We start from the raw sequence: 13,332 nt of genomic DNA on the forward strand, positions 1-13,332 counted from the left end.
CAAGGTAATTAAGGATTTGTTATAGAGTATTGACCTATATAATAAAGATCACAATCACGACATTAATCTCCAGTAATTTACCATATCGCTTCATGATCGCTTAGGATACAAATTATCGAAAAATACCAAACCCTAGGTTAATACGCTGTTAACGGCTCAAAAAAATAACGAAGTTGTACCGCAATTATATCAACATCATTTTCATGTAAAAAATAACGAGCGCCTTGGATACCGATCTCCCAATTATCTGAGAGGTTGTAGCCAACTTCTGCACCAATATATCCATCAAAACCATCCACTTCCGTCGTTATCTTGCTGCCTTGATACGTACTTTCAATATCGGTATCCCAGAACAAGCCCCCCAAACTCAGTTTTGCGGACCATGAATTGTATTGCCAGAACTTATAACCGATGTCGAAGCCCATGCCCTTAACAAGGAGTGGGGCTATAGATGCGACATTGGCGTGATAGTCTTCTGGTGAAGTAGTAGCACTACGCAATGTAGCACTACCTTCACCCATATCAATATAACGAATAGTTCCAGACCATTGATCAGAAAAAGTATATCCCAACCCGACAGAGCGATAGAACCCGGTGTTGTCAGTAGAGATTACGTTATCACCTTTAACAGCATCACGCTCATCTGCATGGCTTGACCCCATTTGAACATCAACATACCAGCCCGCTTGACTACTAAAACTAAACACAGCAATTAGTGCTAGAGCACTGTTTCTTCCATAACGTTGCATGGCTCCTAACAAAATCAAAAGCATCAACACCATGCCACCCAATGATCCTGCTGAAGTATTTTCAACCTTTACATCTCTTACCAACTTAACGGTCACTATAACTTTCCCCGCGTCTTGCAGGCCTTGGCTATCCTGAATGATATATGTCAACACATCATTGCCTTCAAACCCTGAGGTAGGGGTATAGGTCACGCTCTGATCTGCATTCATGACCGCCTGCCCATACTGCGCTTGGACTGAAACCAACTTCAATGTGTCGTTATCCGGATCGGTATCGTTAGCAAGGACATAAACCGTGACAGGGGTACGATCATCGGTGGTAATATTATCGTCCACCGCATTCGGATTCTGACTGTTTACCACATTTACCGTCACCTTCGCCGATCCCGTTCCACCATTACCATCCGTTACGCTATAAGTGATCAAAGCCTCCCCGTAGTACTGTGGTTGAGTGACATAACTTAGTTTGTTATCAACCACACTAACACTACCAATATCTACAGAAGCGCGACTTACCTTCAGCCCATCACCATCAGCATCAGCATCATTGCTCAATACATCGATCGTCACCGTACCATTGAGACTAACAAACGCATTGTCGTCAATCGCTTGAGGGAGTGTATTATTGCTTACACGAGCGGCAACGACGCCAGGGTCAACGACACTGCCATTAGCCAATCCGTCATCATCGTTCGGACCACCGTCTTCAATGGTAAGTTGTACACACCAGTCACCTTCAGTCAGACCCTGTGACCATGAACTGTGCCCTGGTGGCGGACAATAACCAGCCTCGCCAGCACTAGAAGAAACCGTGTTTTGAGCATCCTCAATAAAGTCTATCCACCCCTGTTCAGCGTTATACTTTCGGTACACTGCATTTGCTGGAACAGGTAAACGCTGAGGCAAAACTAATTGATAGCTTTGGCCGGGCAGCGGCAAATTAGTTACTACAAAATCAAAGATTCCCCCTATGCTCTTCATGTTGATATCTTTAGGAAGCTCCTCATCCAGCAATAAAGCTCCTCCTGTTGCGTTAGTCAGAATGGTTATTCCTTTGCGTAAACAGACACCTGGCTGCCCCTCAATGAGGAAGCGATCTTTTTCTGACACAACCTGTTGAATTACGTTACAGTCAGAAATTGCATCAAGATAATCAGGGATACCATCACCATCACTATCATTATGACCTTCTTGATCATCCGGGATTAAGTCGCCATCACTGTCTTCACTCCCGAGCTCCGCCAATGTTTGTACCACTTCTAAATAGACATTCCGTGTCACTGATAATGGTGGAGTGCCATTGTCAGTAACTGTCAATTGCAAATTGTAAATCGCTGAACTCAGTAATTGCGGAGAGAAAGTCAATGTTTCGCTGTACATCTGCCCCGCAATCGCTTGGTTAAGTACATCGCTATCACTACTCCATCTGAAACTGTGTATATCGGACATATTGGCATCACTAACACTGCTCGTGATTGTGACCGGTTCAACACCATTTTCAATTTGGCTCCGCTGCTCCCCCGCCTGAGATACACTTACCGTGACCTTCGGAGCCACATTCTCGTCAAAGATTGTCAAGGTGTAACGACGCTTACTACCTAGATTAAGGGTGCTGTCCAGATCAATCACTAAGGTTTCAACGCCCTCATTTTGTCCATCATTAAGTAGTTCGAACGAAAGTTTGCCTTCGGTACCACTAGGTATCACCACTTCACCAGAGGTGAGCGTGTGGTCATCACTGTCCGTGCTTCCTGAAACCGTATAAGGTATGATTACTGGGTAGCTCGGCGAAGGACCGTTAAGGTGTATCGATACGCTATGATTGGTGCCTTCCGTGGTTTGCGCATCTTTGGAGATACTTATCAGTGGATACACTGTTACCGTTTGACTAGCTTCAGCGACGTTTCCATCAGAGTCTTGAGTGCGCCAATAGACCGTATTAGTTCCAGGTCGGAAAAAGGTCGTGCTGTCGACCAATGAAACAGGTAATAGCTTGCCTGTACTATCTCGTGCCACAGCAGAGCCTAATGCAACTTTAGTAAAGAGCGAAGTTGCGTTCACTTCGATATCTGAAGGTGCGGCTATTGTTGGTGCGTCCAATTTCGCACTTTTAATTGTCACGATTGCTTTCGCGGTGGCCTTTCCACCGTTACCATCTTTCACACTGTATTGCACTGCCACTGTACCAATTGAGGTCGTTACCAATTGGATTTGACTGCCCACAATCGTTGCCGTTCCAGATGTAGGTTTAACCCATTCCAGTTGTAATGTATCTAGATCAACATCGCTGTCGTTGCTGAGTACATCCAATAAGTAGCTACCATCGTTACTCTCGGTAAAGACATAGGTATCATTAACCGCCACTGGCTCATCATTGACGTTGATTACCGTGATGCTAAACGCTGCTAAAGATGTGCTTAGCTCACCGTCTGAGACACTAATAACAATATTATTGGTGCTGCCAACATGCTCATTTTCCGGCGTACCACTTAGCAACCCAGTTGCTCTATCAAAGGTTGCCCATGATGGTTTATTGCGGATTGAAAAGCTCAAGCTACTACTATCAACATCCGATGCCTGCAGCGCAAAGCGGTACGTACTGCCTTCGTTGACGGTAAGAGCAGGAGTGCCACTGATCACTGGCGCGTCATTGACATTGTTAACCACAATACTGAATCTATTGAGCATTGTGGTCGTGAGACCATCAGAAACCGAGATAACAATGCCCTGATATTTGCCAACATCACCATTATCTGGTGTACCACTAAGCGTGCCTGTTGATGCATCAAAGCTAGCCCAAGATGGCTTGTTCACGATACTGAAGGTGAAGGCTTGGCTGTCAACATCTGACACTTGTGGCGTGAACAGATAGGTGCTGTCTTCATTCACTTGTGTTGCTGGTGAACCAGAGATAACGGGTGCATCGTTAACGTTATTCACAGTAATCGAAAAAGCTGACAATGAGGAAGAAATAGTGCCATCGGATACGCTAATCACGATACCTGGATAAGTCCCCACATAACGGTTACTTGGCGTGCCAGAAAGCGCTCCTGTTGTCTTGTCAAATGTAGCCCAAGGTGGCTTGTTAGCTATCAAGTAGGTCAGAGTATCCGCTGGGTCATTGTCCAATGCCGCGGGCACAAACTGATACACACTATCTTCATCAACTTGCGCCGATGGGGTACCCGTAATCACTGGCGCGTCATTAACGTTATTCACCGTGATGGTCACTAACGCCACTCCAGAGGTAAGTTCTCCGTCACTTACGCTGTAAGTGAAACTGTCCTGACCAAAGAAGTTACTGTTACCCGTATAAACCGCGTGATTGCCTGTGACGGTAACATTACCGTTGACTGGCGATTTTACAATTTGATAGCTCAAAGATGAGCCTTCTGCATCGTTACCATTTAAAGTAATGGTCAGCGGTATTTCTTCCTCTCCCGTAGCACTGATATCGGTCGCGGTTGGTGTATCGTTGACTGCATTAACCGTCAAATCGACACGAACCTCTGTCGAGTCGAGATCACCGTCGTTGACCTTGAACAAGAAGAAGTCGGAGCCATTGAAGTCCGCTTCTGGTGTATAGCGCCAACTATTATTGGTCAACTGCTCTAGCACGCCATGACTGACTTGCTCAGTGATAAGATACTGCAGAGTGTCATCATCGTTATCAATATCTGAACCAACCAGCGTGATCACCAAACTATTGTCTTCATCAAGCGTTTGTGACTGTGCTTGCGCCATTGGTGCGTCGTTGACTGGTGTTACTGTCATGGTCACTGTTGCGGCGTTAGATACAGCACCTGCTAAGTCTGCCACCGTATAGGTGAAGCTATCTTCACCGAAGTAGTTCTCATTGGGGTTGTAAACAATCGCTCCTGACGCCGTCACGTTCACACTGCCATGTGCTGGCGTATCGACGACTGTGACACTAGTGAGTTCAAAACTGTCTCCAACATCGGCATCACTATCATTGCCTAATACATTGACCTCGAAGGAGCCTCCCTCTAGTAGTTGTGCACTGTTATCAACAGCAACGGGGGCATCATTCACTGGCGTAATATTGAGCGTGACGGTTGCAGGCACTGAGACTGCTTGACCACTATCGGTTAGCATGTAGGTAAAGCTATGTTGACCATTAACGTTCGCTGTTGGTACAATCTTTAAGGTCCCATCGACATTGACACTGACCGTGGCAAAACTGTATACCCCCTCTCCTTGACCAAGATCTTGCAGGGTAATACTACTCGGGGTGAATGACCCATCTTCAATATCACTGTCGTTACTTAAAATATCGAGTGTCGATGTGATATCTTCATCAAAAGTAAAACTGTCTTCCTCCGCTACTGGTGAGTCATTGACGGAACCGATATTGACGCTGACCGTGGCCGCAAGAGAAACGCCGCCTTCACTGTCTGCGATCGTGTAAGTAAAGCTATCGCTACCATTTTCATTCGGATTCGGCGTATATACAAAAGTGCCTACAGTTTGATCAATGGCTACTTGTCCTTTTTGAGGCAAACTAACTAACGATAAATCACCCGTTGGGATGCCATCTTCAACATCCTCCGCTTGACTACGCGCGCTGACTGCTGCGCTTGCGGTATCTTCGTCGGTGTTGATGGTCAGCGCTTTAGCGACTGGCGCATCATTTATAGCCATGATAGTGACGGTCACTGTCGCCTCTTGCGACTCCTGCAGCAGGGCATCTTTCACGGTATAGGTAAAGCTATCTGTGCCTGTCTCATTATTATTTGGCGTATAGGTAACAACGCCGTTGCTGATCGACACCTGACCTTTAATTGGTTGCGTTTTAATCGTTGCAGAAGAAGCGACCATGTCATCATTAACATCGGAATCGTTGGCTAACAGATTAAATTGTTTCGCCGTATCTTCCTCAGTCGAGAAGCTATCATCAACTACCGTTGGCGCGACATCGTAGCGTTTAGTCACCGTATCCGTCACTGCATCAGATGCATTGCCTGCGGCATCGCTTACCACCACACTTACTGTCAACGTCCCCTCTTGCAAACCAGTGACGTCAATACCCGTTACTTGCATGGTCTCCGAGGAGATTGTTTGACTAGCGCCGTCAATGGTCGTGGTACCGTCAGTCACGCGATAAGTGAACATCGCGTTCACTTCAGCTGCTGAGAAGGTAAAGCTCATCGCCTGTTCGTTGGTTTTGTTAATGCTCTCCTGATCAATGCTGATGCTATGTCCAGCCGGGATCCCCGTATCCACTGAAATCAACAACTGAGTCGCTGCAGTATTGAGGTTGCCTGCAGCGTCGCTAAATTTCTCGGCTGCAACATCAATAGTTGCATCCTCAGTGCTTTCTTCTGCAGGTGTAAAGGTGGCCGTGTAACTGGCGCTACTGCCCGCAAAGTTAGAAAGAGTTCCTCCAGCCACGGTCACATCGGCTTCGGAAAAATCAGTTGCGGCTTCACTCAAGGTAAACGTGAGTGTTGCCGTTTCACCCGCTTTCAACGCAGCGCTGGAGCTAGTGATACTAACGGTTGGAAGCACAGTATCGACGCTGATGGAAAGTGGTGTAGCTGCACTATTGGTGTTACCAGAGGCATCGGTAAATGTGCCTGTGGCAACTTCAATAGTACCGCTCGTCGCACTCTCTTCCGTTGGTGTAAAGGTCGCAGTGTAGCTGCTACCACTGCCAGCAAAACCAGACAAAGTACCGCCACTAACCGTGATATCCGCCTCGGTAAAATCGCTCGACGCTTCACTTAAGGTAAAGGTAATGGTCGCCGTTTCGTCCGCTTTCAGCGCCAATTTATCACTGGAGATAGTCACACTCGGCACTAAACTATCAACGGTTATAGACAGTTGAGGCGCAGCAGTGTTGCTATTCCCGGCAGCATCGGTAAAGAAATCTGCCGCCACGTTAATCGTCGCTGTACTTGTACTGTCTCTATCCGGCGTAAAGGTGGCCGTGTAATTGTCACCGCTGCCCGCAAAGTTAGACAAACTGCCGCCAGTGACGGTGACACCTGACTCAGTAAAGTCACTTGAGGACTCACTTAAGGTGAACGTGATACTCGCCGTTTCGCCAGAGATCAAATCAAGGTCTGAGCTGCTCAAAGAAACAGTTGGCCTCACGTTATCTAACGTAATTGTTGTGCTATCTATACTGGAGGTGTTGCCCGCCGCATCGCTCTGGCTCGCCGCGACCGTCAGGGTGCCGTTGTTAAACGCACTTACATCAAACTCACTGCCAATAGTCGTCCAAGCCCCGGTATTGTCGGCCGTCACCGTACGACTGACTGAGTTGTTATTGTCCGTGATGGTCACGGTCACACTATTGCCAGCCTCCGCGCCGGAGCCAGCAATCAGCACATCATTGTCTTCTGCCGCATTGACGATACCGTCGATTGCAATCGGCGTGGAAATGGTAACAGCGGATGGCGCTGCGTTATCTAGGGTTACGCTCTGGGTGGCTACGGTGGAGATATTACCTGCTATATCAGCTTGGGTTGCAGACACAGTCAGGGTGCCATTGCTCAAGCCACTGATATCCAGCTCGCTGCCGCTCAACGTCCAGTTGCCTGAGTTGTCGGTCGTCACCGTACGACTGACAGAGCTGTTGTTATCCGTGATAGTCACGGTCACGCTGTTGCCTGCTTCCGCGCCGGAGCCAGCAATCAACACATCGTTATCTTCCACTGCATTAACAATACCATCGGTTTCAATCGGTGTAGTGATGGTCACAGCTGATGGTGCGGCGTTATCTAAGGTAATGCTCTGGGTGGTCACTCTGGAGGTATTACCCGCCGTATCCGATTGCGTCACAGCAACTATGAGTGTGCCGTTGTTCAGGCCACTGACATCAAGCTCACTGCCGCTCAACGTCCAGCTGCCTGAATTGTCGGCCGTCACCGTACGGCTGACAGAGCTGTTATTGTCCGTGATAGTCACGGTCACGCTATTGCCTGCTTCCGCACTGAAGCCAGCGATCAGTACGTCGTTGTCTTCTGCCGCATTGACGACCCCATCAGTTTCAATCGGCGTATTGATGATTACAGCAGATGGGTCTGCATTGTCCAGAGTAATACTCTGGGTGGCTGCGGTAGAAGTATTACCTGCTATATCTGCTTGGGTTGCAGACACAGTCAGGGTGCCGTTGTTAAACGCACTTACATCAAGCTCACTGCCGCTCAACGTCCAGTTGCCTGAGTTATCGGCCGTCACCGTACGACTGACAGAACTGTTATTGTCCGTGATAGTCACGGTCACGCTGTTGCCTACTTCCGCGCCGGAGCCAGCAATCAGTACGTCGTTGTCTTCTGCCGCATTGACAATACCATCGGTTTCAATCGGCGTGGTGATGGTCACTGCTGATGGGGCTGCATTGTCTAGGGTAACACTCTGGCTAGCTGCGGTGGAGATATTACCTGCTATATCTGCTTGGGTTGCAGACACCGTCAGGGTGCCATTGTTCAGGCCACTCACATCCAGCTCGCTGCCGCTCAGCGTCCAGTTGCCTGAGTTGTCGGCCGTCACCGTACGACTGACAGAGCTGTTATTGTCTGTGATAGTCACGGTCACGCTGTTGCCTGCTTCCGCGCCGGAGCCAGCGATCAACACATCGTTGTCTTCTGCAGCGTTGACGATACTGTCAGCCTCAATCGGCGTGGTAATGCTCACTACGGATGGTGCTATTGTATCAATGGTGACACTTAACGCGTTGGATGCCGAGCTAACATTATCATCGCTATCAGACGCTTTAGCACTTATTGCATGTGTAATACCAGACGCCAACTCATTGGTTGTTATCTGCCAGTTTCCTCCAGTAGCAGTGCCTGTGCCAATAACCGTTGCACCTCCACCGACTTGATCACTGTATAAAGTAACGATCGATCCACTCTCAGAAGTCCCACTAAACGTTGGTGTAGTGTCACTGGTAATATTATCAGTATTTAATGGCCCGGTATCCGAACTAGCATCTAAATCGGGTGTAGATGGCGCATTTGGCGTGGTATCGACTGTCGTAAAGTTAAATGTGGCATCATCGCTGATCCCAGCGAAGCTATTATTTGCGCTGTCAGCCACGGCACTGGATTCAATATGAATGGCGTAGGTCCGGTTCCCTGCCAGATCACTGGTTGGGTTTAAGTAAACTTTATTGTTGGTAACACTGATGCGACCAGCGCCTGGTGATGTTGTTGTGCCATCGCTTTCGGTGGCAACATTAAATACTTCAAAGTCGCGACTGTCGGTAACATTACGAATGGTAATATTGCCGCTCTTCAGCTCAATATTTTCATCGAAGGCAATCTCGATGTTGTTGCTAACAGAAACATTGGTTGCATCATCAGTGGGAGTTGAGCTCGCACTGACAAAAGTAGGCGCGGTAGAGTCTGAAACCGCAGCGTCATCAATCTTGATACTTCTGATAAGATAACGAGAGTCAGCACCCGGACTTCGGGTAAACGCCATAGTCACTGTATCAACGTCCTGCCATGCCGAATCATTAAAATCTGTACCACGGGTCAGGGTAAACAAGTCCTGTAACCCTGAGTTTGCTTCACCACCTTTTGGCAAGGTGACAGTTTCGGTCACTGTTTGAATATCATTAGAGAAGCCAGTTAACACAAGTTGATACGTTTTATCTGAGTCTCGGGCCGACCCCTGCATATAGGTAATTTCGTCGAAACTGAAGTTAGTACTTGATTTCTCAAAAAAGCGGAAGCCACGATTGTTGAACTCATTAATCATGGTATTTGAGTAAAGAACACCAGCTACAAATCCGAGGTCATTTAGGCCAGTAAACGGAGTGCCATCCGAGCTAGTGCCCGCATCTAATACCATAGATACAGTACCTGCATTGGTAAGAGTGACTGAGGGCATACCCCCTGTGACGCCGGTCTCCACCTCACTAAAATTGGAACCTGAACCATTAGAGTAGTTAATCGTTTGCTGTGCAGCCCAGGCTCCACCGGAAAAAAACGCTGAGAACACCCATGCTGTTGTAATTGCGATCGCAACCTGACGATGTAATCTCATTTTCCTCTCCTGAAGATGACGGCCTTATCAACATGGCCGGGTTATCATAATCAACTTAAATATTTAATTTTTTTATAGGAAAGGATTAGCTAAAGATTCAGCCAATTCTTTCTTGGTTGATTAGCTGTGCGGTGGGTATACTCCCGCAGTGGCAATTAACCAATTAATCGGCAATACCGGGCTCAGAATATTAAGTGGCATTGAACCGCCTGTTTCAGTCACAGTTACAGTACCTCCGCCCGAGCCACTACCAGACACACTTAAGCCTTCGATCTCGGTCAAATCTGGTTGCTGAAACGTCGGTTTATAGAACCCGGGGGTAGAGTTTTGCGCTATATACGAATTACTATCGGGTACCTGTGTATTTGCAGCATTGGTAGCAACCTGCATCCTGCCTGTTACAGGTGCAGAAGTGCCAAGAGGGGTAAAAATTGCCGTATGTAAGTGTGCTGGCATTTGAGTTATATCAATAGTTACCAGTTCAGTACCCAATCTTTCTCCCTGATGATAATCCATCCCCCCAGGTCGTGTGCCTACACCAACTGGACTGCGGCCACGCAAATCAGGTAAACCAAAGGTAGTTCGGGCGTCACCTCCGTATAGAGTGCTAACTAGAGAGAAGAGCGCTGGATTATCTTCAATTGCCTGCATTTGCCCCGAGCACATTGCCCAATTTCTAATTGCAAAATTGCCACCAAATGCGGTTAGTGTCCCAAGATACGGTTCTGTAGCCATACTGTTCTTCCTTTCAACGTATACACTTAAGTTAAAACCAGCCCATAACGAAATTGGTGTGGTTGGTTAAAACTTTCCAATCTCGCATTACTAAATACCGTTACGGGCTTCATCACTGCCGCAAAGAGCCGTATTGAGATATTTACTCACAAGCAGAAGCGTGCTGGAGCAATGACATCCCAGCATCTAGCCCAGCCATTTGCGCATAGCGATAACCCGAAAACACGCCTTGCGGTGTAGCAATAACATCTATTGATATGGCGCTATCTAACGTTTTCACTTGTAACCCATGTTGTGGGCTGATCTCGAGAATTCTCCCCGCCTCTACACCGACTAAAGAAGTCTCCATTGCGCTTGCTTGCAAAACATTGGCGACACCACTTGGCAAGCTCAACATCGCACCACCGAAGTCATGATTGCCTGCTCGCACTAAGTTGACGATTTCGCGACTCGTTTGCACGTTCCAACGAAGGTGCAGATCATGTTGGTTTACTGCTCGTGCCACTTCGTGGGGGTTTGATACTTGTTCACGCCAAACCAGCCCTTGCTTTTGTTGCGCGATGAGGAAGTCATACATCAGCTTAGCCGTCATTTGTGACGCTTTTTGCTGAGCACTGGTTAAGGTCTCAAACGGGTGAAATGGTACCTCTAACTCCATTCCTATAGCGCCGGAATCAGCCGATGCCTCAAGACGATGCAGGGTGAGGCTAAAGGTGTCTAAACCCTCTCTTAATTGCCAATAGAGAGGCATCGGGCCTCGATACTCGGGCAGCTTTCCCGGATGAATGTTGTACAAGTTTCCGTTGAAAAACTGACACAGCGAGGAATGAACTATGTGCCTGAACAAATAGATAACGCCATCCGTGACTCGCCAAACATCGAGTTGCGCTATCAAAGCACTGCTGTCATTGGCGGTATACTGAGCAATATGAATCGATTGAGCGCTCAGATAGCTCTGTAGCTGCTGTAAGTCAGGATTTAGTTCTCCTTCCGGTACTACCACGCCCGCCAATTTATGCTGTTGTGCCAACAACTGAATGATGGGCAAGGCGTAACAACTTCCTGTAAAAACGACGTATTTTTGCTGCATATCGAAATCATCCATGGGTGGCGACAAAACCTGGCAATCCGGTTAACTGATAATAGAAACTGACCTTATCCCCTCCCTTCGCTTCAAAGTAATGGTGTTCAACAGCTTTGGGCTTGGCATCCACATAAAAAGTCATGTCGGGTTTAGGATGGGTAATACCAGAGTCGTATTGTCCGACCATCGCATCTCCGTAAGTATCGATATGGCTGTAAATGGCGAGGATACGTTTTGCCATATCTGGCACATCTTTCGGCAGCTCAATGGTGTTGCCTTGCAGCATTTTTATTCCACCATCTAGCTCAAAAATCTCGCTTCTGAGCAACATGGCTTTATTGACGTTAAGAATTTCTCCCAGATCAATTCGATCATCGATCGCTTCCGGCTGGCAATGGTTGGAATGTGCATACTCTGCTTTTTCCCATTGTTGATTAAATTCCGTCTCCCCGATGACCATCATGGCGCGCACAGATACCTGATTGGGGATCATTTCGCCTTGAATATGTAAATATTGAACCAAATGTTTCGCGATGCTGAGGAACCCTTCCCGACTAAAGCCATGCTGCATCGCTTCAAGTATCAGGAGATCAAACGTTTGAGTTGGCGAAAATTGGGTAGCATCTTCTTCCACTAAGGCTTCAATGTAGTCTGCGATATCGAGATCCGCGATCAATTGATTGAGTGCTTTAATGGCTCCGGGGTGAATATCTACTAGTGTCACCTGAAGCTGCTCTGCGCTAATTCGATCACTTTGTTTGTAGTGAGCAAGTAAAGGCAGCAGCAATGGTGCAAAGGGGCCGCAAGCTGGATAAAGCACTTTAACCTGTGACTTGTTGGCAAGCATATGTTGGATAGCTTTGTTTATACCACACGCAAAGCCTTTAATTCGGTACACATCTTTGATGGTGTGTTTACAGTTAAGTGGGGACATCACCAGCCCAGACGTGGAAATGTACTGTCGGGTCAGTTCCTCTTGAGTGAGTTTAGCCAGAGAAAGAGATTGGCAAGCGTTGCCATACATGCTCTGAAAGGCTTGCACCAGTGTTCGGTGCTCAACTTTCGTCTCCTTCAATATGAGCTCAACTGCCGCAGCGAAACTCTCTTTCAGTTGCCGTTGGCGTTCAGCCGTGCTGAGTTGGTTTTGGAGCATAGCCTCAAGTTGAGTCCGTAATGAGTACTTAAGCAGCTCATCCATTTCGGGTTCAGCAAAACCAAACTGTTGAGTTTGTTGCTGCACTTCTTCAACACCGACCGTCTCACGAGATTGAGGACGTTGCTGGTAGAATTCTATAGATGAGCCTTTTTGCATAATTCATGAACCTCACTTGCCGCTGTAGCAGTAGTTAATGATGTAACACACCTGTACTTGAGAAAAACATATGCCAGAGGTCCGCGTTACAATATCTCAGCTCCCGGCTCTAACTTCATAAACCGTACTGACAAAATTGGGCAGAAAAATTGAGATAAAAACAGTTCTAATCCTGTAAATTCAGAGAGTAGTAAATAGTTAGGGTAATAGGCCTTTCGATGTGATTCTTCTAAAGCAAGCGCTTGCCAATCCCCTCGATGGCAAGATCGTTTGACATATGGCAGCCACGCAGTCTCCTTAATAGAGGTAAGCGCGGCACTCAAGTGTGGTGTAATATGAAAGCCTTTTAACAGGCAGAGGCTTTGTTGCGTAATTCAGACGAGAAACCAAACCTCCTAAAGTTGACCGACTTTTATACAATATACTGAGTT

Annotated in this window: 4 protein-coding genes; all 4 read right to left on the reverse strand. The window is 47.3% G+C overall.

The features are described 5' to 3' along the window. Positions 1-137: 137 nt before the first annotated feature. The 4 genes from R7041_RS08300 to R7041_RS08315 all read right to left on the reverse strand — a co-directional run bounded on the left by R7041_RS08300 (position 138) and on the right by R7041_RS08315 (position 12,901). Positions 138-9,770, reverse strand: a complete 9,633-nt coding sequence (locus tag R7041_RS08300) for an Ig-like domain-containing protein (protein ID WP_213987635.1) — start codon at positions 9,768-9,770, stop codon at positions 138-140. 120 nt (positions 9,771-9,890) lie between these two features. Beyond that, a complete protein-coding gene (locus tag R7041_RS08305; RefSeq protein WP_005373442.1) occupies positions 9,891-10,505 on the reverse strand; it encodes a phage tail protein in 615 nt (204 codons plus the stop codon). 142 nt (positions 10,506-10,647) lie between these two features. After that, entirely contained in the window at positions 10,648-11,595 is a 948-nt protein-coding gene (locus tag R7041_RS08310) for a formyltransferase family protein (RefSeq protein WP_231972288.1), read from the reverse strand. Positions 11,596-11,602: 7 nt separating this feature from the next. Continuing rightward, positions 11,603-12,901, reverse strand: coding sequence for a hypothetical protein (locus R7041_RS08315; RefSeq protein ID WP_206949623.1), 1,299 nt, complete (start codon positions 12,899-12,901; stop codon positions 11,603-11,605). Between the last annotated feature and the right edge of the window lie 431 nt (positions 12,902-13,332).

The organism is Vibrio sp. 1751 (assembly GCF_033339895.1).
In the GTDB taxonomy this organism is placed as follows: Bacteria; Pseudomonadota; Gammaproteobacteria; order Enterobacterales; family Vibrionaceae; genus Vibrio; species Vibrio alginolyticus.